Raw genomic sequence first — 24,204 nt, forward strand, 5'->3', positions numbered from 1 at the left:
GCATTGCGCCGCAGTTTGCCGGATGGCGGCGTAACCGCCTTATCCGGCCTACAAGAGATGACAACTTACGCATCATAATTCGCGAGTAGGCCTGATAAGCGCAGCGCCATCAGGCACTGCGCCAGAACGTGCCGGAGATTATGACTTACGCATCATCAGCCAGAGGCTGATTAAGAAGAATGAGGCGCTCGGCAGCAGTGCGCCGATAATTGGCGGGATGCCGTACACCAGCGTCAGCGGGCCGAAGATCTGGTCCAGCACGTAGAAGACAAAACCAAAGCTTATCCCCGTCACCACACGCACGCCCATCGGCACGCTACGCAGTGGGCCAAAGATGAACGACAGCGCCATCAGCATCATCACCGCAACGGACAGCGGCTGGAAAACTTTGCTCCACATATTGAGCTGATAGCGTCCGGCCTCCTGGCCGCTCGACTTCAGGTACTTCACGTAGTTGTGCAGACCGCTGATGGAAAGCGCATCCGGGTCCAGCGCCACCACGCCCAGTTTGTCCGGCGTGAGGTTAGTTTTCCAGGTACTGCTCACGATTTGCGAACCGGTTACCTGCTTCGGATCGGTCAAATTTGACTCATCCACCTGCGACAGACGCCAGACCTTCTGTTCCGGATCAAACTTCGCAGACGCGGCATAGCGCACGGACTGCAAACGACGCTGATCGTTAAAGGCGTAGATACTGATCCCCCCTAACTCTTCATCGCCTTTCACCCGTTCGATGTAAACAAAGTTATTGCCGTCTTTCGCCCACAGCCCCTGCTGGGTGGAAAGCAGCGAACCGCCGTACATCGCCTGCGCACGGTAGTTACGCGCCATTTGCTCGCCCTGCGGCGCAACCCACTCGCCGATGGCCATGGTCAGCAGCACCAGCGGGATCGCGGTTTTCATCACCGAGAGCGCTACCTGCATACGGGTAAAACCCGACGCTTGCATCACCACCAGTTCGCTGCGCTGAGCCAGCATCCCAAGGCCTAGCAGCGCGCCAAGCAGCGCCGCCATTGGGAAGAAAATCTGCACATCTTTCGGCACGCTGAGCAGGGTGTACATCCCCGCGCCCAGCGCATCGTAGCTCCCCTGCCCGGCTTTTTTGAGCTGGTCAACAAACTTGATGATGCCGGAAAGCGACACCAGCATGAACAACGTCATCATGATGGTGGTGAAAATAGTTTTACCGATATAGCGGTCAAGGACACCAAATGGCTGCATCACACCGCTCCTTTACGCGAAAAACTGGCGCGCAGACGGCGCACCGGCACTGTATCCCACAGGTTCAGGCCCACTGCCAGCGCCAGGTACAGCAGGTTGACGACCCACATCCAGATAACCGGATCCAGCTTACCTTTCCCGCCGTTGGATTTCAGGGAGGTTTGGATCAGGAAGAACATCAGATACAGCAACATCGCAGGCAGCATTGACAGCACGCGGCCCTGACGTGGGTTGACCACGCTCAGCGGTACGACCATCAGCGCCATCATAAATACGGTGAATACCAGCGTGATGCGCCAGTGCAGCTCCGCACGGGCCCGATCGGTATTAGTGGACCACAGCGTACGCATATCCATCTGGTCAGTATCGTTAGGATCCAGCGCTACCGCCTGATGACCAATAATCGCCTGATAGTCCTGGAAGTCGGTGATGCGGAAATCACGCAGCAGTGCGGTGCCTTCAAAGCGGGTACCTTTGTTCAGGGTGACCACCTGCGTGCCGTCGCGCAGTTGCGATAAATGTCCGGAATCGGCAACCACCACGGAAGGACGGGCGTTACCTTTCGGGCGAATCTGCGCGAGGAACACATCTTTAAAATGGCTACCCTCAACGCTTTCAATGAACAGTACCGAACCGCCGTTGGTGGCCTGCTGGAACTGCCCTTGCGCCAGTGCAGCCATTCCTGGATTGGCTTTCGCCTCAGCGAGTACCTCATCCTGATGCTTTGACGACCACGGTCCCGCCCACATGACATTAACGGCGGCGATGATACCGGTGAACAGCGCCAGGATCATGGCGGCTTTCACCAGCACGGACTTGCTCAGACCGCAGGCATGCATCACCGTAATTTCACTTTCGGTATACAGTTTGCCCAGAGTCATCAACAGGCCGAGGAACAGGCTGAGCGGCAGGATGAGCTGCGCCATTTCAGGCACGCCGAGGCCCAGCAACGAGAGCACCAGATTTGCCGGAATGTCACCGTCAACCGCTGCGCCGAGGATCCTCACTAACTTTTGACAAAAGAAAATCAAAAGCAGGATGAAGAGGATGGCAAGCTGGCTTTTGAGCGTCTCCCGCACCAGATATCTTATGATTATCACTTTAAATACGCCCGTAAAAACTCGTCTTTTGCAGGAATTTAGCTTGTTTCATGGCTTAAACGTCATTTATTCTCTTGAGTCGTCGAAATCGTCGCTAAAATTATTATACTCAGCGGATTCGCCACTCAGAACGCGTTCTGATGTGCCAATGCCGTAATAACGTTAAGATTAACACGAAGTCACCGCAACTGCGGACATGAGTTACGAAAGCTTGCAATTCTAACCGCAGGCGCCGCCGTTGTCTTTAAGATTCAGGAGCGTAGTGCATGGAGTTTAGTGTAAAAAGCGGTAGCCCGGAGAAACAGCGGAGTGCCTGCATCGTCGTGGGCGTCTTTGAACCACGCCGCCTTTCTCCGATTGCAGAACAGCTCGATAAAATCAGCGACGGGTACATCAGTGCCCTGCTGCGCCGTGGCGAACTGGAAGGCAAACCAGGTCAGACCTTGTTGCTGCACCATGTTCCCAACGTGCTGTCCGAGCGTATCCTCCTCATCGGATGTGGCAAAGAGCGCGAGCTGGATGAACGTCAGTATAAGCAGGTTATTCAGAAAACGATAAACACTCTGAATGATACCGGCTCGATGGAAGCCGTCTGCTTCCTGACCGAACTGCACGTCAAAGGCCGCAACAACTACTGGAAAGTACGTCAGGCTGTCGAGACGGCCAAAGAGACGCTGTACAGTTTCGATCAGTTGAAGACCACCAAAAGCGAGCCGCGTCGCCCGCTGCGTAAAATGGTCTTCAACGTGCCGACCCGCCGTGAACTGACCAGCGGCGAGCGTGCTATCCAGCACGGACTGGCCATTGCCGCCGGTATTAAGGCTGCGAAAGACCTCGGCAACATGCCGCCGAATATCTGCAACGCCGCCTACCTGGCCTCTCAGGCGCGCCAGTTGGCTGACAGCTACAGTAAGAATGTGGTCACCCGCGTCATCGGCGAACAGCAGATGAAAGAGCTGGGAATGCACTCTTACCTCGCCGTCGGTCACGGTTCGCAGAACGAATCGCTGATGTCGGTAATCGAGTACAAAGGCAGTCCGTCCGAAGACGTCCGCCCGATCGTGTTGGTCGGTAAAGGGCTCACCTTTGATTCCGGCGGTATCTCCATCAAGCCTGCCGAAGGCATGGACGAGATGAAGTACGACATGTGCGGTGCCGCAGCCGTTTACGGCGTGATGCGCATGGTGGCGGAGCTTCAGTTGCCGATCAACGTCATCGGCGTGCTGGCGGGCTGTGAAAACATGCCGGGTGGTCGCGCCTATCGTCCGGGCGACGTGCTGACGACGATGTCCGGTCAGACGGTCGAAGTGCTGAACACCGATGCCGAAGGCCGTCTGGTACTCTGCGACGTCTTAACCTACGTTGAGCGTTTTGAGCCGGAAGCCGTGATCGACGTGGCGACCCTGACGGGTGCCTGCGTGATTGCGCTGGGCCACCACATCACCGGTCTGATGTCGAACCATAACCCGCTGGCGCACGAGCTGATCGGCGCGTCTGAACAAGCCGGTGACCGCGCATGGCGTCTGCCGCTGGGTGATGAGTATCAGGAACAGCTGGAGTCCAATTTTGCGGACATGGCGAATATTGGCGGCCGTCCTGGCGGTGCGATCACCGCAGGCTGCTTCCTGTCGCGCTTTACCCGCAAGTACAACTGGGCGCACCTTGATATCGCCGGTACCGCCTGGCGCTCCGGGAAAGCCAAAGGCGCAACCGGTCGTCCGGTGGCGTTGCTGTCACAGTTCCTGCTCAATCGTGCGGGTTTTTCCGGCGAAGAGTAAGTTAGAGATTGCCCCGTAGGCCGGATAAGCGCAGTGCCATCCGGCAAAATGCCTGATGTCGGCGCTAATGCGCCTTATCAGGCCTACGGTGTGCAACATGGCAACGCGTTTAAATCCACCACAAGAAGCCCCATATATGAAGAATGCAACGTTCTACCTTCTGGACAACGAAAACACCGTCGATGGCTTAAGTGCCGTCGAGCAACTGGTGTGTGAGATTGCCGCAGAACGTTGGCGCAGTGGTAAACGCGTGTTGATTGCTTGCGAAGACGAAAAACAGGCGATTCGCCTGGATGAAGCACTGTGGGCCAGACCGGCTGACAGTTTCGTCCCGCACAATCTGGCAGGTGAAGGACCGCGCGGCGGCTCGCCGGTGGAAATCGCCTGGCCGGAAAAACGCAACAGCAGCCCGCGCGATCTGCTCATCAGTCTGCGCGTTGGCTTTGCAGATTTTGCCACCGCTTTCACAGAAGTGATAGACTTCGTTCCTTACGAAGATTCTCTGAAACAATCGGCGCGTGAACGCTACAAAGCCTACCGCGTGGCTGGTTTTAACCTGAATACGGCAACCTGGAAATAATGGAAAAGACATACAACCCCCAAGATATCGAACAGCCGCTTTACGAGCACTGGGAAAAGCAGGGCTATTTCAAGCCTAACGGCGATGAAAGCAAAGAGTCCTTCTGCATCATGATCCCGCCGCCGAACGTCACCGGCAGTTTGCATATGGGTCATGCTTTCCAGCAAACCATCATGGACACCCTGATTCGCTACCAGCGCATGCAGGGGAAAAATACCCTGTGGCAGGTCGGTACCGACCACGCCGGTATCGCGACCCAGATGGTGGTTGAGCGTAAAATTGCCGCAGAAGAAGGTAAAACCCGTCACGACTATGGTCGCGATGCCTTCATTGACAAAATCTGGCAGTGGAAAGCGGAATCCGGCGGCACCATCACTCGCCAGATGCGCCGCCTCGGTAACTCCGTTGACTGGGAGCGCGAGCGCTTCACCATGGACGAAGGTCTTTCCAATGCCGTGAAAGAAGTGTTTGTCCGCCTGTACAAAGAAGATCTGATTTACCGTGGCAAACGCCTGGTGAACTGGGATCCAAAACTGCGCACCGCCATTTCTGACCTGGAAGTGGAAAACCGCGAGTCTAAAGGCTCGATGTGGCATATCCGCTACCCGCTGGCCGACGGCGCAAAAACCGCTGACGGTAAAGATTACCTGGTGGTTGCGACCACCCGTCCGGAAACCCTGCTCGGCGATACCGGCGTTGCCGTCAACCCGGAAGATCCGCGTTATAAAGATCTGATTGGCAAATTCGTGGTGCTGCCGCTGGTAAACCGCCGCATTCCGATCGTCGGTGACGAACATGCCGACATGGAAAAAGGCACCGGCTGCGTGAAGATCACCCCGGCACACGACTTTAACGACTATGAAGTCGGTCGTCGTCATGCCCTGCCAATGATCAACATCTTCACCTTTGATGGCGATATCCGCGAAACGGCGGAAGTGTACGACACCAAAGGCGAAGAATCTGACGTTTACTCAAGCGAGATCCCGGCTGAGTTCCAGAAACTGGAACGCTTTGCCGCACGTAAAGCGGTGGTTGCCGCCGTCGACGCACTGGGCCTGCTGGAAGAGGTTAAACCACACGATCTGACCGTCCCGTACGGCGACCGTGGCGGCGTGGTCATCGAACCAATGCTAACCGACCAGTGGTACGTCCGTGCCGACGTGCTGGCAAAACCGGCGGTGGAAGCGGTTGAGAATGGCGACATTCAGTTCGTACCGAAGCAGTACGAAAATATGTACTTCTCCTGGATGCGTGATATTCAGGACTGGTGTATCTCCCGTCAGTTGTGGTGGGGCCACCGTATTCCGGCATGGTACGACAACGACGGTAACGTCTATGTGGGCCGCAACGAAGACGAAGTACGCAAGGAAAACAACCTGGGTGCCGACGTTGCGCTGCGTCAGGACGACGACGTACTGGATACCTGGTTCTCCTCCGCGCTGTGGACCTTCTCCACGCTCGGCTGGCCGGAAAACACCGACGCGCTGCGTCAGTTCCATCCGACTTCTGTGATGGTCTCCGGCTTCGACATCATCTTCTTCTGGATTGCCCGCATGATCATGATGACCATGCACTTCATCAAAGATGAAAACGGCAAGCCGCAGGTGCCGTTCCATACCGTCTACATGACCGGTCTGATTCGTGACGACGAAGGGCAGAAAATGTCCAAATCCAAGGGCAACGTCATTGACCCGCTGGATATGGTCGACGGGATTTCCCTGGCAGACCTGCTGGAGAAACGTACCGGCAACATGATGCAGCCGCAGTTGGCAGAGAAGATTGCTAAGCGTACCGAGAAACAGTTCCCGGACGGCATTGAGCCGCACGGCACCGACGCCCTGCGCTTCACCCTGGCCGCGCTCGCCTCTACCGGTCGCGACATCAACTGGGATATGAAGCGTCTGGAAGGTTACCGTAACTTCTGTAACAAGCTGTGGAACGCCAGCCGCTTTGTGCTGATGAACACGGAAGACCAGGATTGCGGTTTCAACGGCGGCGAAATGACCCTGTCGCTGGCGGACAGATGGATCCTGGCGGAATTCAACCAGACCACGAAAGCGTATCGTGAAGCGCTGGACAACTTCCGCTTCGATATCGCCGCGGGCATTCTGTACGAGTTCACCTGGAACCAGTTCTGCGACTGGTATCTGGAACTGACGAAACCGGTGATGAACGGTGGGACGGAAGCTGAACTGCGCGGCACTCGCCACACGCTGGTTACCGTTCTGGAAGGTTTGCTGCGCCTGGCGCACCCGATCATTCCGTTTATCACGGAAACCATCTGGCAGCGCGTGAAAGTGATTTGTGGGATTACCGCCGACACCATCATGCTGCAACCGTTCCCGGCCTATGACGCGTCTCAGGTTGATGAAGCAGCCCTTGCCGATACCGAATGGCTGAAGCAGGCGATCGCCGCTGTGCGTAATATCCGTGCGGAAATGAACATCGCGCCGGGCAAACCGCTGGAACTGCTGCTGCGTGGTTGCAGCGATGACGCGATTCGTCGCGTGAACGACAACCGCAGCTTCCTGCTGAATCTGGCGCGTCTGGAAAGCATCTCCGTGCTGCCTGCCGACGACAAAGGTCCGGTATCGGTCGCCAAAATTATCGACGGTGCCGAACTGCTGATCCCGATGGCAGGCCTCATCAACAAAGAAGATGAGCTGGCGCGTCTGGCAAAAGAAGTGGCGAAAATCGAAGGTGAAATCAGCCGTATCGAAAACAAACTGGCTAACGAAGGCTTTGTGGCGCGCGCGCCGGAAGCGGTCATCGCTAAAGAGCGTGAGAAGCTGGAAGGCTACGCCGAAGCGAAAACGAAGCTGGTTGAGCAGCAGGCGGTCATCGCCGCGCTGTAATCGAATAACCGGATAACGGTAATGTAAAAAGGCCGGAGCATGCTCCGGCCTTTTTGTATCAGGCTTGTTGTATCAAATAAATGGAACCTGCGGCATCATACCGCGTGAAAGCACCGCAATCGGCCCTGTCTCGGGTTGTTCATCATGGTCAGTCAGTTCCAGAGTATCCAGATCGCCATCAACCCAGGTATTCGCCGCCAGGAAACGCAGATAGCGCATCTTCATTAACGGATAGGCCAGCCCCAGCGTAATGGACGATACCACGGCAATCAGCACCCACTGCACCACCAGCGCATGAAATGCGATACCGGAATGAAAACGGATACCGCCGTTCGCGAGCGTCAGACTGTTCATAAAATGATTACGCAAACCCATCCACATATACCCAGTGGAAAGCAGAATGGCAGCGAAATAGAGCAGGTAGCAGGCGATGATTTGTCCCTGGTACTCAAGGATCAGTGCAAGCTGCGCCTCCTCACTCATCCCGCCCATCATGCTGGCCATCATGATGGCGCTGAAAATGCCGGAAAAGAGCCAGGCAATCATCGCCAGGAAAGGCACAACGATCAGCATCGACAGGAAACACACTTTAATGCACTGTTTTACGCTTACAGCAACAGCGAAACGATGAATACCAAACTGACCGCCCTCACCGAGCAGCGTAATCCATTTCGCATACACGACACCGGCAATAACGCCGGCGCCTGCCAGGAAAATAACGAATGCTAACAGGACTTTTGTAATAATAGCCGTAACGCTGTCACCAGGAATATTCACCACCAGGAGAATAATCACCGTCAGCAGAATATAAAGCACAACGGGTAATCCCATCATCACCCACCATGCACGTCCCAATGGGCTGTGAAAGTTAAAGCGCACATTATTCAGTGTGGTCATCATGGCATTATATTTTATGCTTTTGACCATAAAGAGGGGTAATACCAGGAAAAATACCAACAGTAACACCAGTTCAAGCGCGGGCACGGCGGCGAAGAAAGAGATCAAGATAATAACAAAAACCAGGAACAACCAGCTTAAGAAAATTGCCAGTCCCGTCGCATGGTAGCCAAAACGCGCACCGTTCAATTCCATATTTTCATAAATATAGCGACGACTGCGCACCATCGCCCATGGTGTATAAATGCCAAGAGTAATGATACATAGAATGATATTAGTCAGGCAGATCATAAAATATTCTCCGGCGCGACCATGAAAGTCAAACTGCCAACGAGACTGCTGCCCGTTTTTTACTACTGAGTCCATAACAATTCCTTTGTTTGCCAAATATAAAAATGAAAACTATTAAATAATATCACTATCAGAAAACGCAGAATAACCCGTTCAGTGAAGAAACGCTTGTTTTTTTACGTACTGCTTGCATGCTTTCACAGACAGTGATATCAATTATAATTATATATATGTAGATTTAATTAAACGAAAATATGAGTAATCAACAGCATCAGTCCCTCACTCTCCGTCCCCTTTGCGTACAGGATAATCCTGTCATCGCGGCGGTTATCCGTCAGGTGTCCGCCGAATATGGTCTCTCCGCTGACAAAGGCTATACGGTTGCCGATCCGAATCTGGACGAACTGTATCAGCTCTACTCTCAGCCAGGCCATGCGTATTGGGTGGTGGAGCGTAATGGGGAAATCGTGGGCGGTGGCGGAATTGCCCCGTTAACGTGTAGCGAACCCGATATTTGCGAGCTGCAAAAAATGTACTTTTTGCCCGCGGCGCGCGGACAAGGCATGGCGAAAAAGCTGGCGCTGATGGCGATGGACCACGCTCGCGCGCAGGGATTTAAACACTGCTATCTGGAAACCACTGCCTTTTTACGCGAGGCGATTGGCCTGTACGAACATTTAGGGTTTGAGCATATCAGCGAACCGCTGGGCTGCACCGGGCACGTCGATTGCGAAGTGCGCATGCTCAAACCCCTGTAAAGCAGGTTATTGCATCTCAGGCGATACCGAAAGTCGAATCACGCCAGCGGCCTGAGCGGCTGGCAATTTCAGCACTTCCACCCACATATCCTGCACCAGATCGCAGACAACCTTTTCTTTCCCCACGCCCTTCTGCGGCTCAGCCATAAGCTGTACATCCTGCCCGTAACGCTGCACCAGCACCGGTACGACGTTTTGCAGATCCTCCATGGCCTGTTGTTTCTCAGCCTCTGTCACCGTGTGTTTATTGACACCATACGCCGCGCGCATCATCGTGGCATCGCCTTCCATACGCCGTTTCAGAATATCCTGCGAGATCAGACGCGTCGGGTTAATCCCGCCTTTGACCTGCGGGAAGAGAAAGCGGAAACACTCGTCGTCGCCTTTTTTCTGCACCGCGGCAATCTGTTCGAGATTGATCTTCATATAGTCAACGACGTTGCTGTCCGGCGCCTGCTGTAAACGCGACATCTGAATTTGTAGCACCTGCGGTTGAATGGTATCGATAATTTGCTGCTCGGTTTTACCTTCATTTTTTAGCTGCAGCGCCTGTGTACGAAGATGGATCCAGAATGTCGGCTCCTGTTCCTTCAGTACCTGAAACGTCGGCATTTGCAGTAGCACGGCATCAAACTGCTGCTCTTCCGTTTGACCGGATGCCGCTTTTTCTCGCGGGATCAGGTAGTGCACGTCAAAGAGGTTCCACGCGACGATCGCCACAATCATCAGCACCGCGCCAGAGGCTTTCCCCACCCAGCCTTTTTTACGCATCAGCCCAATCACCGCAGCGATAACCGCGCCGACGTAGCCTGCGAGAAGTACATGTGTCCAGTTCATCGGTATTCCTTGCCCTGAAAAGGAGACATTTTTCCCTGCTCGCGACGGGATGTCACCTTACAGCAGGCAGAACTACCGAAATTAAGAGGCGACGGGGACGCCGCTGTGAAAGCGAAACTCATTGTCCGGTGAGGCTATCAGCACGGCTTCCACTTCACCAAAATGACGGACGCGGGGAGAAATATCCTCCTGCGACACCTGTTGCGCCAGCGCCAGGTAGTCCTGAAAGTGGCGCGCTTCGGAGCGCAGTAGCGACAGGTAGAACTTTTGCAGGTCGTCATCGAGAAACGGGGCCAGCGCGGCAAAGCGTTCGCAGGAGCGTGCTTCGATGTAAGCCCCACAAATCAGCTTATCAATCAGCGTCAGCGGTTCATGCGTGCGCACCGCTTTCAGCATCCCTTTTGCGTAGCGACTGGCGGTGATCTTCACGTAAGGAATATTTCTGGCCTGCATCGCTTCGCGCACCTGCCAGAAGTGGTGCAGTTCTTCTTTTATCAACAGCACCATGCTGTCGATAAGCTGGCGGCCCCACGGATCGTCCGTTTCTGGCATCACGCTTTTACCAATCTGTTTATGGAGCGCGACAAAGTCCGGTTCCGGCCCTTCGCGGAAGGCAAAGGCTTCATACGGCTGCAGCCAGGCGAGCAGCGCATCCGCACCCGGTTTATCCGCCACGTACTTACGCACCAGCAGCATCGCCGTTTGCGCCGCCTTAAGTTCGCAAATCAAATGATCGGTGAGCAGCAGAGGAAGGTTTTGCGGATCGCGCGCCTGGTCAATCCAGGCCTGCGGGGTAGGACAGTGTAGAAACTGGCGTACCGGGGAGAGAATTTGCGGATAGTCCATGTGTAACCTGTCGAAAGAGTACGGCAGCAAACTGCCGTACTCTTTTAACGTGCGGGGATCTTAGTGACGCACGCCGTCGTCATCTTCGTCGACGTAGTCTTCGTCGTCGCCCTCTTCACCTTCTTCACCGTTCGGATCTTCAAAGTAGGTGCCCCAGCCGTCGTATTCAACGTCATATTTCTCTGCCAGGTTCATCAGTTGCTCAACCTGCGCGTCGATAAGATCGGCTTTCAGCGCACATTCACTGAGGATATCGCAGCAAATGACGGTGTCGCCTTCTTCCACTTCCAGCTCTTCCGGCTCGGTCACTTCGTAGCCAAGTTTAAACGCTTCAACCGCGGCTTTTTCCAGGGTTTCGAAATCGTCTGCGGAAAGATGGTGCTCGATGGTATACAGCGCGTCCGGGTCGCTGCCATCATCCAGTAATTCTTCAATAATCAGGCGCGTTTCTTCACGCTGCTCTTCCAGTTGTTCCGGGTTTGCCATGGCTCGTTCCTCATAATGTCCTGCCGATACTCTTATTGTCACATACCACCGTCGTTGCCTCCACCTTTCCAGAAAAGATTTGTTAAACGGGGTTGCAAATGCATAATCATCCATATAAATTGAATTTTAATTCAATAGATGGCATCAGCCATGGGAGGGAACTATGTCAGGTTTTTATCAGAAGCATTTTTTAAAGTTACTCGATTTCACCTCTGCTGAACTCAACGCACTTATCCAACTTGCCGCAAAACTGAAAGCCGATAAGAAAAATGGCAAAGAAGAACAAAAACTTACAGGCAAAAACATCGCGCTCATCTTCGAAAAAGACTCGACCCGTACACGATGCTCTTTCGAAGTTGCCGCTTACGACCAGGGCGCTCGCGTCACTTATCTCGGTTCCAGCGGGAGCCAGATTGGGCATAAAGAGTCAATTAAGGACACCGCACGCGTGCTGGGCAGGATGTATGACGGCATTCAGTATCGCGGTTACGGTCAGGAAGTGGTCGAAACGCTGGCCGACTATGCCGGTGTACCGGTATGGAACGGGTTGACCAATGAGTTCCATCCCACCCAGTTGCTGGCCGACCTGCTGACAATGCAGGAACATTTACCGGGCACAGCGTTCAACGACATGACGCTGGTTTACGCCGGTGATGCGCGCAATAACATGGGTAACTCAATGCTGGAAGCCGCCGCACTCACCGGGCTTGATCTGCGTCTGGTGGCGCCAAAAACCTGCTGGCCAGAAGCATCGCTGGTCGCAGAATGCAGCGCAATGGCGAAGAAAAATGGCGGCAACATTACGCTCACCGAAGATATCGCGGCAGGAGTGAAAGGTGCGGACTTTATCTACACCGACGTCTGGGTGTCGATGGGCGAACCAAAAGAGAAGTGGGCGGAGCGTATCGCCATGCTGCGTGACTATCAGGTCAACAGCCAGATGATGACGCTTTCCGGGAATCCGCAGGTGAAGTTCCTGCACTGCCTGCCCGCGTTTCATGACGACCAGACCACGCTCGGTAAAAAAATGGCGGAGGAATTTGGTCTGCATGGCGGGATGGAAGTCACCGATGAGGTATTTGAATCCCCGGCCAGTATTGTGTTCGACCAGGCCGAAAACCGGATGCATACCATTAAAGCCGTGATGGTGGCAACGCTGGCACAATAATGTTATCTGCAAAGAAAAACCCCACATAACAATGTGGGGTTCATGAGTAGTCTGAGACGAAATCACCGTTTCCGCTCAGTATTACAACCGTGAATTACGCGCCCATTGGTGGCGTAAACGCGGTAAGTTCCAGCTCCGGTCCAGTGTATTTCTCCGCCATCACCAGCGCAGTGTTGCCAGCACAGCCATTCGCCAGACGCGAGGTCGGGATGTCTTTGGTAAGCACGTTGGCCCCGCCGTTTTTACAGATCCCGGTGCCAGCATAATCCAGATCCGGCCATGCGCCTTCATGGATACACACCACGCCCTGCTTGATGCCGTCGGTAACTTTCGCGCCGGTCAACACCTGGCCGCGCGCGTTCCAGACACGCACCAAATCGCCGTCGGCAATGCCACGTTTTTTCGCATCTTCCGGATGGATGTAGAACGGCTCACGGTTAGCCACCGCATACTGTTTACGCAGCGACGCATAGTTAAGCTGGCTGTGTAAACGATGCGCCGGGTGCGCGGTCAGCAGTTGCAGTTCACCCTCTTTAGCGTTGCCAGCCCACTCGTCTGGTTCCAGCCAGGTCGGATGCGCCGGGCAATCCTTATAGTTGAAGCCTTCGATGGTTTTCGAGTAGATCTCGATTTTGCCGCTCGGCGTACCCAGCGGGTTCATCACCGGGTCCTTACGGAAATCGGCATAGCGCACAAATGCTTCTTCTTTCGGGTTCTTACGCATTTCGATCAGCTTGTTCGCGTCCCAGAAGGCGGTAAACTGCGGCATATTGACGCGCTGCTGGCGAGCGCCTTTCTGCGCCACGTCGTAGAACTCGCGCAGCCAGTCCATTTCGCTCTTGCCTTCGGTATAGGCAGCTTTACCGCCTGGTTTCAGCAACTCCGCCATATCCGCGAACACGTCAAAATCGTTGCGGGCCTCGAATTGCGGTGGGATAGCTTGTTTCATCGGCACCAGATGCTGGTTGCTGTAGTCGCCGGTCATGGTCAGGTCGTTACGTTCAAACGATGTGGTGATCGGCAGAACAATATCAGCGTGCTTGGCAGCAGCCGTCCAGTAGCACTCGGAGATCACCACCAGTTCCGGTTTTTGCCAGGCTTTTACCAGGCGGTTGGTGTCCTGATGATGAGTGAAGTTGCCACCGCCGGCCCACCAGATCATGCGCAGATCGGGGAAGGTTTGTTCTTTACCATTATGCTGATATTTGCCACCGGGGTTTTCCAGGGCCTCAACAATACGCGCAACCGGGAACGCTTCAACCGCATCGGAAGTTGCCCAGTCGTTGCCAGCAGACGAGCCGCCTGCGATTGTCGCTGAAATCGCCGACAGCACCCCGCCGCTACGGGTTGGGTTGCCGCCGTTAGAGTAATGGTAAGAGAAACCAAAACCGCCACCCTCGGTACCAATCTGGCCGAGCATCGCCGCCAGGGTGACCAGCATCCAGTGGCGCTGTTCGCCATACTGCTGACGCTGAATGCCCCAGCCCGCCATCAGCATGGTTTTATTCTTGGCAAAGATTTCCGCCAGAATTTCCATTTGCTTCGCCGGAACGCCGCAAATCTTCTCGGCCCAGGCCGGATTTTTCGGCGTGTTGTCGCTTTTACCCGTCAGATAAGCTTCGAATTCGCCATAGCCGGTGGTGTATTTATCGAGGAAGGCTTTGTCATGCAGGCCTTTTTCTACCAGCACGGACGCAATACCCAACATCAGCGCCACGTCGGTACCCATATTCGGCGCAATCCACTGCGCTTTATCACCGAAGAAATCGATGGTTTCTGAGCGTTGCGGATCGATGGCGATAACGGTTTTGCCGGAGGCTTTCAGTTTATTGAAGTACTCGAGGCCTTGCTCATCAGTACTGGTCCAGGCAATTTTCAGGGTGTTCAGTGGGTTAAGGCCCCACAGGACCACCACCTGGCTATGTTCAAGGAGCAGCGGCCATGCCGTCTGCTGCTCGTAAACTTCTACCGAACCGACTACGTGCGGCATGATCACCTGTGCCGCGCCAGTAGAGTAGTCGCCGGTATGTCCGGTGTAGCCGCCCGCCATGCTCATGTAACGCTGAAGCAGCGTCTGCGCTTTGTGCAGTACGCCACTGGAGCGCCAGCCATAAGACCCCGCAAATACGGAAGAAGGGCCATGCTCGGCACGGATACGGGCGTGCTGTTCGTGAATGAGCTTCAGGGCGTCTTCCCATGACACTTTGACGAACTCGTCTTTACCACGGTTGCCGTCCGGTTTGCCCGGCGCATTCAGAAAGCCTTTACGTACCATCGGAGATTGAATACGGCACGGGGTATGTGCCTGATCCGGTGCGGTAGTTTGCAGATCGTTGGGAATCGTTTTCGCCAGCGCGCCACGAGACGAAACAATTTTGCCGTCTTTAACCTCAATGTACATCGCTCCCCAACGCCCCGCAGTCAGGATCGCGTTACCCGGCGCGCCTGCGGCCCACGTCGGCATCGGGATTGCCGAGGTAATCATCATTGCGCCAGCGGAACCGCCGGCATACTTTATAAAGTTACGTCGTGTAAGATTCATGGGGTTTCCTTTAATCGTAATTTTCAGTTATTCCTTAGAGGTAAAATCTTTGGCGTGATACTGGAACCAGCGAGTAAGGATGTCTAAATCCTCAGCGCTGATGTCCGTTCTCGCGCCCATCCCTTTTGCTACGGAAGGCCAGGCATTTAAGGTGTAATGTTCAGAAGAAATCGGCGCATGGCATCCGGAGCAATACGTTTTGTCGAGTGTTTTGGCGTAGTCCCAGATAGCGTCGGGTTTACCCAGTGCGGGTTCAGCCAGTGGCGCGCGTAGAGAAACCGTGCGCCACGCGTTTCCGTAAGGATCTTTTTCCCAGTCACTGGAGATTTTGAGTGCTTTTTGTCCTTCATCGGTAAGCGTGGCAAGGACTAAACGCTGGCCCGCCGCAAAGTAAATCACCTGCTCGGCTCCCTGCATTTGGCTACCGATTATCTCCACTTCACGCGCATCGCCAGACTGACCCACCACGTTCAGTTTGGTGGCCGGGTAAACCGTGCCCAGATTGCCCAGTGAGGTAGGCGCGACGGGGTACACTTCTTTTGCATCAACCGGCGTCTGGCGTGCGCTTTCTATCAGTGCATCATGGGCTTTGGAGTCAATTGTGATTTCAGGTGGGAAGTGCGCGATACCTTTATGGCAATCAATACAGGTTTGTTTTTCTTTGATGCCCAGCGCATGCATTTTCTGCGCGTCGGCGCTCTGCTTTTGCAGATCCATGGCGTCAAACTGGTGACACGAGCGGCAGGTCGCCGAATCGTTGGCTTTCATTTGATCCCAGACGGTCTCCGCCATCTCAAGGCGGTGCGCCTCATATTTTTCCGGCGTATCAATTTTGCCGGTGACAAACTCATGCCAGATATCCTTGCTGGCCCGAACTTTCGTGATCAGGTAATCCATACCCGATTGCGGAATATGGCAATCCTGGCACTCAGCGCGGATACCTTTTTGATTCATAAAGTGCGCAGACCCCTGGTACTCTTCATAGGGTGCTTGCATGGTGTGACAGGAGAGACAAAACGAGGTGTCAGACGTTTTATGCATCATCCACATGGATGACAGCGCGAGAGTTCCCCCCAGGATAATGCCCACGAAAACAAGACCTGCTATCCACTTCCATTTTTTATTCATACCTTGCCCTGAAATTAATTCAAAAGTTAATATTTAATTTTGTGGGATATATTTTGCGGGATGCTTTTTAAACAAGAATTGATGTAACACAAAAGTGTTATTAACCAGAAAGAGTTAAACGTGCTATTGATCGAGTTTTTGAAAGTTAACCGAAAAGGTTACCGCTAACCGTATGTTGTGACTGAAGTTATGGCGATAGCGATATAAAATTAAATATACAACGACTAACTGAAATCGAGCCCTCGTTATATATTTAAATACATAAGGAAATAATGTGATCGCGGTGCGCTATTAATGGCTGAAATAAACCGACCTGTACAGATTGGCTCTCTTCTGAATGATGAATGCAGGCAGCCGTTTTGATATTTTTTACCGCTTTCGCAGGAGCAAGGAACTTTACGGCCGAATTTAAGATAAGGGATAAAAGGTACAGCCGCTCCGATTCAGGGAGCGGCTGCTCAGTCCCGGCCTTGACTGTTTCAGGCCATCAGCAGTTTAACCACCGCTTTACGCACCGGCGCGGGTGCGCCGACGGCACACAGCGGTTTGTGCACTTCTTGCGGATAAAAGACGACAAAGTCGCCTTCATTCAGGATCAGCGTTTTCTCTTGCTCACCTTCCGCTAAAAACGCGATGTCTTTATCAGCCAGCCAGTCGGTATCCGGCTTACCGGCAGGCAGAACGCTGAAGGTCATCCCTTCCTGCCCTTTCAGCACGATCTGAATATCCAGATAGCGCGCGTGATACTCCGCCCGACGCTTCTCGAACGGCTCGGTCATATCTTCAGAAATCAGATAGAACAGACGGCTGCCGTCGATCTCATGTTTCCCCTTCTCCGTCGTTTCGGTGACGTTTGCCTTGATGTGCTCAATCGCCTGGCGAAGTTCTTCAGGAAGCCAGGATTGCAGATGGTGAATGTTACCAACGATCATCTTATACCCCTCATTCAAAACAGCGTTTCAATTTTAATTGTTATACGAAAAAATGCCCTGCCGTGCCATCGCTATCTTGCAAAGTTTTGCGTCAGCGCATGTTTATCGCTGAAGTTGTTGACTATCTGTTAACACCAAACAGTGTTCTATGCATATTTAGTGCATAAAATGTAAATTCAACCAAGGGTAAATTTTCATAACATACTGTTATAAAAAGAGTTATAAGAAAAACCGCCAGGCGATCACAATTCATTTCCCTTACTCAATCAATGATAATCACCATAGTTATTGCGCGATTTACTTTATGGTAAAAATAATATAATTCACAATACGCATATCTATGCATCGAATCATTATTATTTGATACAAATCATAGTGTTACATTACTTTCATTATTTGATCTCGCCAACAAATAATTAACACTGAAGAATAACCTGCCGTATAACTGCGTAGTAATTCAGTTTTATACTTTTTATTTTTGTTATTTCTCAGACCTCTGTCATATATTAATTAAGAAAAAACAAATAACCGAATGGATGTGAAACCCATCACATTCTCGACGTCTTAATAATTCAATGATGCCTCTCGAAAAATATCGGAACAGTTATGACTGCGAGCATTTTTATTATTCGCAGCCACCCCCTTTTTATTCCTGAAATAGAGTGAAAGGTATCGTAATGGAAAAACATTATGTCGGTTCTGAAATCGGCCAACTACGCAGTGTGATGTTGCATCGCCCTAATCTCAGCCTGAAACGCCTCACGCCGTCTAACTGCCAGGAGCTCCTGTTTGATGACGTACTGTCGGTTGAACGCGCGGGTGAAGAGCATGATATTTTCGCCAACACGTTACGCGAGCAGGGTATCGAAGTCCTGTTACTGACTGATTTACTGACACAAACGCTGGATATCGCGGATGCGAAAAGCTGGCTGCTGGAAACACAAATCTCGGATTACCGACTTGGCCCTACTTTCGCCACCGATATCCGTGCCTGGCTTGCCGATATGTCGCATCGTGAACTGGCCCGTCATTTAAGCGGTGGACTCACCTACGGTGAAATTCCCGCCTCAATTAAAAATATGGTGGTCGATACCCACGATATTAATGACTTTATTATGAAGCCATTGCCGAACCATTTATTTACCCGTGATACTTCCTGCTGGATATATAACGGCGTCTCCATTAACCCAATGGCTAAACCGGCCCGCCAGCGCGAAACCAATAATCTGCGAGCCATCTATCGTTGGCATCCACAATTTGCCGACGGCGACTTTATTAAATATTTCGGCGACGAGAATATTAATTACGACCATGCCACCTTAGAAGGCGGTGATGTACTGGTGATCGGGCGCGGGGCCGTGCTGATCGGGATGTCTGAACGCACGACCCCGCAAGGGATCGAGTTTCTTGCCCAGTCTCTGTTTAAACATCGCCAGGCTGAACGGGTGATCGCCGTTGAGCTCCCCAAACACCGCTCCTGTATGCACCTCGATACCGTCATGACCCACATCGATATCGACACCTTCTCCGTTTACCCGGAAGTGGTGCGCCAGGACGTGCAGTGCTGGACCCTGACGCCAGACGGCCGCGGCGGCCTGAAACGTACCGAAGAACGCACGCTGGTTAACGCCATTGAGAAAGCACTCGGCATCGATCAAGTGCGCTTGATTACCACCGGCGGCGACGCCTTTGAAGCCGAACGCGAACAGTGGAACGACGCCAACAACGTCCTCACGCTGCGCCCCGGCGTGGTCGTGGGCTACGAACGCAACATCTGGACCAACGAGAAATACGACAAAGCCGGCATCACCGTGCTGCCCATCCCCGGCGACGAACTGGGGCGCGGGCGCGGCGGCGCGCGCTGCATGAGTTGCCCACTGGAACGCGATGGCATTTAAGGAACCCACCATGCAAAACAAACCGACTTTGGTTGTCGCTCTGGGCGGCAATGCGTTGCTCAAGCGCGGCGAACCGCTGGAAGCCGATATCCAACGCAAGAACATCATCCTGGCGGCGAAAACGATCGCCCAACTCACTCAGCAATGGCGGGTGGTGCTGGTTCACGGCAACGGGCCGCAGGTGGGTCTACTGGCATTGCAGAACAGCGCCTATGACCGCGTCACCCCGTACCCGCTGGATATTCTCGGGGCGGAAAGCCAGGGGATGATCGGCTACATGCTGCAACAGGCGCTGAAAAATCAACTGCCGCAGCGGGAAATCAGCGTGCTGCTTACTCAGGTGGAAGTGGACGCAAACGATCCGGCCTTTCGCAACCCCACCAAGTATATCGGCCCGGTTTATGACCACGCACAGGCCGATGCGTTACAGGCGGAAAAAGGCTGGGTTTTCAAAGCTGACGGTAAAGCCTTTCGCCGCGTGGTGCCCTCACCACAGCCGAAACGCATTGTTGAGAGCGACGCCATCCAGGCACTGATCGCCCGCGATCACCTGGTCATCTGTAACGGTGGCGGCGGTGTGCCGGTCGTCGAGAGAGCGGACGGTTACCACGGCCTCGAAGCGGTGATCGACAAAGACCTCTCCGCCGCGCTGCTTGCCAGCCAGATCCACGCCGACGCGTTGCTGATCCTGACCGATGCCGACGCGGTGTACCTCGACTGGGGCAAACCCACCCAACGTCCGCTGGCGCAGGTGACGCCGGAACTGCTGAGCGAAATGCAGTTTGATGCAGGCTCAATGGGACCCAAAGTCAGCGCCTGCGCTGAATTTGTCAGCCGCTGCCACGGCATTGCGGGCATCGGTTCGCTGGCCGATGGTCCGGCCATTCTCGCCGGAGATAAAGGCACCCTGATTCGGCGCGAAACCGCCGATGTTGACGCGTAAGGCTTTTTTGCCGGATGGCGGCCTCGCCTTATCCGGCCTACACCGATTCACGTCCGTAGGCCTGATAAGCGCAGCGTCATCAGGCAGTTCATTTTAACAAGGATACATTGATGGCTATTTCACTGAAAAATCGCAACTTTTTGAAGCTTCTCGACTTTACTCCGGCGGAAATTCAGTTCCTGATCGATCTGGCGATTGAACTGAAGGCGGCGAAGAAAGCCGGGCGCGAAAAGCAAACGCTGACCGGGAAAAATATCGCGCTGATATTCGAAAAAACCTCCACCCGCACCCGCTGTGCCTTTGAGGTCGGGGCATTTGACCAGGGCGCGCAGGTCACTTACCTCGGCCCAAGTGGATCGCAGATTGGGCATAAAGAGTCGATGAAAGATACCGCTCGCGTACTGGGCCGGATGTATGACGGCATCGAGTACCGCGGGTTCGGTCAACAGATCGTTGAGGAACTGGGGCAATACGCCGGGGTGCCGGTGTGGAACGGCCTGACTGACGAATTCCATCCTACGCAGATCCTCGCGGATCTGATGACCATGCTGGAGCACGCGCCTGGAAAAACGCTGCCCGAACTGAGCTTCGCTTACCTTGGCGATGCGCGTAACAACATGGGCAATTCACTGATGGTCGGTGCCGCGAAGATGGGCATGGATATTCGCCTCGTCGCGCCAAAATCCTTCTGGCCAGATGAAGCGCTGGTCGCCCAGTGCCGCAACATCGCCAGCACCACCGGGGCGCGCATTACGCTGACGGACGATGTTGAAGAGGGCGTTTACGACGTCGATTTTCTGTACACCGACGTCTGGGTCTCCATGGGTGAGCCGAAAGAGGCTTGGGCTGAGCGCGTCAGCCTAATGACGCCGTACCAGATCAACCAGAAGGTTATCGACGCCACCGGCAATCCCAACGTGAAATTCATGCACTGCCTGCCCGCCTTCCATAACGAACACACCAAAGTGGGACGTGAAATCGAAGCGGCCTACGGCCTGAAAGGGCTGGAAGTCACGGAAGAGGTTTTTGAATCCGCTCACTCCATCGTGTTCGACGAAGCAGAAAATCGCATGCACACCATCAAAGCAGTGATGGTGGCGACGCTCGGCGACTAACCCACACGGAAAGCGCCGTCCGGGACGGCGTCTTTCTCCACGGTAGCTACTGGACCGAACGAACCGGGCGCGGGTGCCCCCTGACCCGCGTCTCACGTAAGGAGACCCATTATGCGAAACCAGGATTTTCCATGCCTCTTCGTTAATCTTTCGGTCATTCGTGACAACACCCGCACGCTGATCGCACTGTGCCGCCAGCACGGCGTAGAGCCTGTCGGCGTCAATAAGCTGAGCTGTGAAGCAGCGAATGTCGCCAGAGCCATGATTGATGCGGGTATCAGCACGATTGCGGATTCCCGGATCCAGAATCTCAAAAAAATAGCCGATCTGCCCGTCGACAAACTACTGCTGCGTCTGCCGCAGATAAGCCTGGCGCACGACATCGTGGCCTATGCGGATATTTCGCTGAATTCCGAAGAGCATACGTTGCAGGCGCTCTCCGCAGCTGCAACGGCGCAGAACAAAACGCATCGGGTCATTTTGATGCACGACCTGGGCGATCTGCGCGAAGGCTGCATGGATCCACAGGAGACGCGACGTCTTGCGCGCCTGGTACACAAGGAACTGCCGGGACTGACGCTGGAAGGCCTTGGCGCCAATCTCGCCTGCTACGGCGGGGTGGAACCTACTACCGAAAACCAGCAGGCGCTGGTCGATCTCGCCCATGAGATAGAAGACGAACTGGGTATTGAACTGCGCACGATTTCTGGCGCCAGTTCCGCTGCCCTGTTCCTGCTGATCAACGGTGGGCTACCGACGGGCGTTAACCAACTGCGGCTTGGCGCATCGCTGATTATGGGATTCGGCCTGAATGACGAGCCGATCCCCGACACCCGCCAGGATGCCATCAAGCTCGGCGTGGAGATCATCGAGCTGAAAGATAAACCCTCCGTTCCGCGACACTCCACGGCGCTGGATGCCATGGGGAGAAAGCCGGTATTCGAAGATCTTGGCGTACACCACCGGGCGCTCGCCGCACTCGGCGAGCAGGACGTCTCCTTCTCCCAGCTCCGGCCATTTGACCCCGGCGTCAAAGTGCTCGGCGCCAGTTCCGATCACTTGATCCTCGATGTCACCCACACCGCATCGGGATATCAGGTGGGCGACATCGTCTATTTCTCCCTGGGATACAGCGGCGTCTTGCAGTGCATGACCTCCGAATACGTCGGCAAGCAATACAGCTACTTCTAAAAATCACTCTCTGTCAGATTGAGGACTCTCTTCATGACTACTCTTGATACCAGCAAACCGGCTGCGGACGCTTCGGCCTCCCTGTCCGAAGGTAAGCTCAAACTTCCGGCACTAACGGCGCTTGTGGTCAGTGCGCTGATTGCCGCCGGGGTATTTTCCCTGCCGCAGAACATGGCGGCCAAAGCGGGCGCCGGCGCGATCCTGATCGGCTGGGGAATTACCTTTATCGGGATGTTAACCCTCGCCTTTGTTTTCCAGACCCTGGCGCATCGTAAAAGCGACGTTGAAGGCGGCGTGTATGGCTATGCCCGCGCGGGCTTTGGTGAGTACATCGGTTTTAACTCCGCCTGGGGTTACTGGATCTCGGCGTGGATCGGCAACGTTTCGTACTATGTGGTGATCTGTTCCGCCCTCGGCTCATTCAGCGCGCTCGGCTTCTTTGGTGATGGCACCACCCTTTCTGCGCTGATTGTGGGTTCAATTCTGCTCTGGAGCCTGCATTTCCTGATCTGTCGCGGCGTGCAGGGTGCAGCCCTGCTCAATCTGATCGGCACGGTCGCGAAAGTGGTTCCTCTGATCATGTTTGTTGTACTGGTCAGCGTCGCCTTTCAGGTTCGCACCTTTAAGATCGAATTCTGGGGCAATGAACAGCTCGGCTCCGTCATGGACCAGGTGAAAAACATCATGCTGGTCACCACCTGGGTTTTCATCGGCATTGAAGGCGCGGCCATGTACTCAGGCCGGGCGATGAAAAAATCAGACGTGGGTAAAGCTACCATGATTGGATTTTTCATCTCGATTCTGCTGTTCGTCGCCGTTTCGGTTCTGTCGCTGGGCGTCCTTTCCCAGCCCGAGCTCGCCCAGTTGAAGAACCCCTCGACTGCGGGCGTACTGGCTGCGGCGGTCGGGCCGTGGGGTGCCGCTCTGATGAACATCGGCCTTATCGTTTCCGTCGGTGCCGCGCTGCTGGCCTGGACGTTATTATCTGCGGAAACGGCGTACATGGCCGGTAAAGACGGCACCATGCCCAAATTTCTGGGCAAAGAAAACGCCAATAAAGCACCAGTTAACGCGCTGCTGCTGACCAATGTCCTGACCCAACTGTTCCTGATCATCGCCCATTTCCAACAGGCGGGGTATCTTGCGCTGCTGCTGCTTGCCACCTCAATGATCCTGATCCCCTATTTTCTCAGTGGTCTGTATGCCCTGAAAGTGGCGTGGCAGAGAGACGGTTACAGTAGTGATGAACAGCGTTCCATCACCCGCGACATCATCATCGGCGCGCTGGCAACACTCTATGGCGCCTGGCTGGTCTACGCCGCCGGGATGGAATATCTGCTGATGTCGATGATCCTCTACGCCCTCGGCATCATTTTTTATGTCTGGGCGCGGAAAGAGAAAAATGGGAGACTTTTCAATCCAATAGAGATCGTTCTGGCTATTATGGTGGTGGCGGCGGGGATCTATGCCGTCTACCTGTTGGCGACAGGCGTGCTCACGCTCAGTTGATGCACGTCAACACAGGGAAGACGAAGCGGCAAAACTCCGCCTTCCCTTAGACGACTAAGTGGAATATTTTCTCATGGAGATGCCATCCGTCAGGATGCTGAAGCGAGCTCCAGTAGAATTTCAATAAGC

The 24,204-nt window shown here is 54.1% G+C and carries 21 protein-coding genes; 11 read left to right on the top strand and 10 right to left on the bottom strand.

From position 1 onward, the window contains the following. Positions 1-138: 138 nt before the first annotated feature. From lptG to ytgA, 3 genes are all read right to left on the bottom strand, one after another. A complete protein-coding gene (lptG, locus tag QQZ17_RS02535; protein ID WP_152401824.1) occupies positions 139-1,221 on the bottom strand; it encodes an LPS export ABC transporter permease LptG in 1,083 nt (360 codons plus the stop codon). Then, entirely contained in the window at positions 1,221-2,321 is a 1,101-nt protein-coding gene (lptF, locus tag QQZ17_RS02540; protein ID WP_152401823.1) for an LPS export ABC transporter permease LptF, read from the bottom strand. The genes lptG and lptF overlap by 1 nt, the downstream gene beginning before the upstream one ends. A gap of 62 nt (positions 2,322-2,383) precedes the next feature. After that, positions 2,384-2,434: a protein YtgA gene (gene ytgA, locus QQZ17_RS02545; RefSeq protein ID WP_211180521.1), complete on the bottom strand. Its 51-nt coding sequence runs from the start codon at positions 2,432-2,434 to the stop codon at positions 2,384-2,386. A 153-nt stretch (positions 2,435-2,587) separates the two neighbouring features. Here ytgA and pepA point away from each other — a divergent pair, with 153 nt between their 5' ends. The 3 genes from pepA (at position 2,588) to QQZ17_RS02560 (ending at position 7,534) form a co-directional block, all read left to right on the top strand. Then, positions 2,588-4,099 carry a leucyl aminopeptidase gene (gene pepA / locus QQZ17_RS02550; protein WP_094465749.1) on the top strand — a complete coding sequence of 504 codons (1,512 nt, stop codon included), beginning with the start codon at positions 2,588-2,590 and terminating at the stop codon, positions 4,097-4,099. Between the two features lie 136 nt (positions 4,100-4,235). Beyond that, a complete protein-coding gene (holC, locus tag QQZ17_RS02555) occupies positions 4,236-4,679 on the top strand; it encodes a DNA polymerase III subunit chi (protein WP_046495682.1) in 444 nt (147 codons plus the stop codon). After that, on the top strand, positions 4,679-7,534 hold the full coding sequence (locus QQZ17_RS02560; RefSeq protein WP_152401817.1) for a valine--tRNA ligase: 2,856 nt from the start codon (positions 4,679-4,681) through the stop codon (positions 7,532-7,534). The genes holC and QQZ17_RS02560 overlap by 1 nt, the downstream gene beginning before the upstream one ends. Before the next feature lie 72 nt (positions 7,535-7,606). Here the strand turns inward: QQZ17_RS02560 and QQZ17_RS02565 are convergent, their stop codons facing one another. After that, positions 7,607-8,797: a YjgN family protein gene (locus tag QQZ17_RS02565; protein WP_152401815.1), complete on the bottom strand. Its 1,191-nt coding sequence runs from the start codon at positions 8,795-8,797 to the stop codon at positions 7,607-7,609. 179 nt (positions 8,798-8,976) lie between these two features. Between QQZ17_RS02565 and QQZ17_RS02570 the strand changes: the two genes are divergently transcribed. Beyond that, positions 8,977-9,480, top strand: coding sequence for a GNAT family N-acetyltransferase (locus tag QQZ17_RS02570; protein ID WP_152401813.1), 504 nt, complete (start codon positions 8,977-8,979; stop codon positions 9,478-9,480). Between the two features lie 6 nt (positions 9,481-9,486). On the opposite strand, the gene QQZ17_RS02575 is transcribed toward QQZ17_RS02570, so the two are convergent. The 3 genes from QQZ17_RS02575 to rraB all read right to left on the bottom strand — a co-directional run bounded on the left by QQZ17_RS02575 (position 9,487) and on the right by rraB (position 11,649). Next, positions 9,487-10,317, bottom strand: coding sequence for a topoisomerase II (locus tag QQZ17_RS02575; protein ID WP_152401811.1), 831 nt, complete (start codon positions 10,315-10,317; stop codon positions 9,487-9,489). Positions 10,318-10,398: 81 nt separating this feature from the next. Further along, entirely contained in the window at positions 10,399-11,163 is a 765-nt protein-coding gene (miaE, locus tag QQZ17_RS02580; protein WP_152401809.1) for a tRNA isopentenyl-2-thiomethyl-A-37 hydroxylase MiaE, read from the bottom strand. A 60-nt stretch (positions 11,164-11,223) separates the two neighbouring features. After that, a complete protein-coding gene (rraB, locus tag QQZ17_RS02585; RefSeq protein ID WP_042321721.1) occupies positions 11,224-11,649 on the bottom strand; it encodes a ribonuclease E inhibitor RraB in 426 nt (141 codons plus the stop codon). Positions 11,650-11,747: 98 nt separating this feature from the next. Between rraB and argL the strand changes: the two genes are divergently transcribed. Together argL and argF (QQZ17_RS02590) are read left to right on the top strand one after the other, a co-directional pair. Continuing rightward, a complete protein-coding gene (gene argL / locus QQZ17_RS26355; RefSeq protein ID WP_371305914.1) occupies positions 11,748-11,843 on the top strand; it encodes a putative translational regulatory protein ArgL in 96 nt (31 codons plus the stop codon). Continuing rightward, positions 11,813-12,817: an ornithine carbamoyltransferase gene (gene argF, locus QQZ17_RS02590; protein ID WP_152401807.1), complete on the top strand. Its 1,005-nt coding sequence runs from the start codon at positions 11,813-11,815 to the stop codon at positions 12,815-12,817. The genes argL and argF (QQZ17_RS02590) overlap by 31 nt, the downstream gene beginning before the upstream one ends. Positions 12,818-12,911: 94 nt before the next feature. Here the strand turns inward: argF (QQZ17_RS02590) and QQZ17_RS02595 are convergent, their stop codons facing one another. The 3 genes from QQZ17_RS02595 to QQZ17_RS02605 form a co-directional block, all read right to left on the bottom strand. After that, a complete protein-coding gene (locus tag QQZ17_RS02595; RefSeq protein ID WP_152401804.1) occupies positions 12,912-15,359 on the bottom strand; it encodes a molybdopterin guanine dinucleotide-containing S/N-oxide reductase in 2,448 nt (815 codons plus the stop codon). Between the two features lie 27 nt (positions 15,360-15,386). Next, the gene (locus QQZ17_RS02600; RefSeq protein ID WP_152401802.1) at positions 15,387-16,487 is read right to left on the bottom strand and encodes a NapC/NirT family cytochrome c; all 1,101 of its coding nucleotides are present in this window, start codon (positions 16,485-16,487) and stop codon (positions 15,387-15,389) included. A gap of 479 nt (positions 16,488-16,966) precedes the next feature. Continuing rightward, positions 16,967-17,419, bottom strand: a complete 453-nt coding sequence (locus QQZ17_RS02605) for a YhcH/YjgK/YiaL family protein (RefSeq protein WP_152401801.1) — start codon at positions 17,417-17,419, stop codon at positions 16,967-16,969. 677 nt (positions 17,420-18,096) lie between these two features. Between QQZ17_RS02605 and arcA the strand changes: the two genes are divergently transcribed. From arcA to arcD, 5 genes are all read left to right on the top strand, one after another. Next, on the top strand, positions 18,097-19,317 hold the full coding sequence (arcA, locus tag QQZ17_RS02610) for an arginine deiminase (RefSeq protein WP_152401799.1): 1,221 nt from the start codon (positions 18,097-18,099) through the stop codon (positions 19,315-19,317). 10 nt (positions 19,318-19,327) lie between these two features. Next, positions 19,328-20,260: a carbamate kinase gene (gene arcC / locus QQZ17_RS02615; protein ID WP_152401797.1), complete on the top strand. Its 933-nt coding sequence runs from the start codon at positions 19,328-19,330 to the stop codon at positions 20,258-20,260. Positions 20,261-20,370: 110 nt separating this feature from the next. Beyond that, positions 20,371-21,375 (top strand): ornithine carbamoyltransferase, encoded by a 1,005-nt coding sequence (gene argF, locus QQZ17_RS02620; protein ID WP_152401795.1) that lies wholly within the window; start codon positions 20,371-20,373, stop codon positions 21,373-21,375. Positions 21,376-21,486: 111 nt separating this feature from the next. Next, positions 21,487-22,566 carry an alanine/ornithine racemase family PLP-dependent enzyme gene (locus QQZ17_RS02625; protein ID WP_152401793.1) on the top strand — a complete coding sequence of 360 codons (1,080 nt, stop codon included), beginning with the start codon at positions 21,487-21,489 and terminating at the stop codon, positions 22,564-22,566. 33 nt (positions 22,567-22,599) lie between these two features. After that, a complete protein-coding gene (gene arcD / locus QQZ17_RS02630) occupies positions 22,600-24,075 on the top strand; it encodes an arginine-ornithine antiporter (RefSeq protein ID WP_152401791.1) in 1,476 nt (491 codons plus the stop codon). Positions 24,076-24,204: the final 129 nt, after the last annotated feature.

Origin of the sequence: Citrobacter sp. T1.2D-1 (genome assembly GCF_950098555.1) — a bacterium.
Lineage (GTDB): Bacteria > Pseudomonadota > Gammaproteobacteria > Enterobacterales > Enterobacteriaceae > Citrobacter_A > Citrobacter_A telavivensis.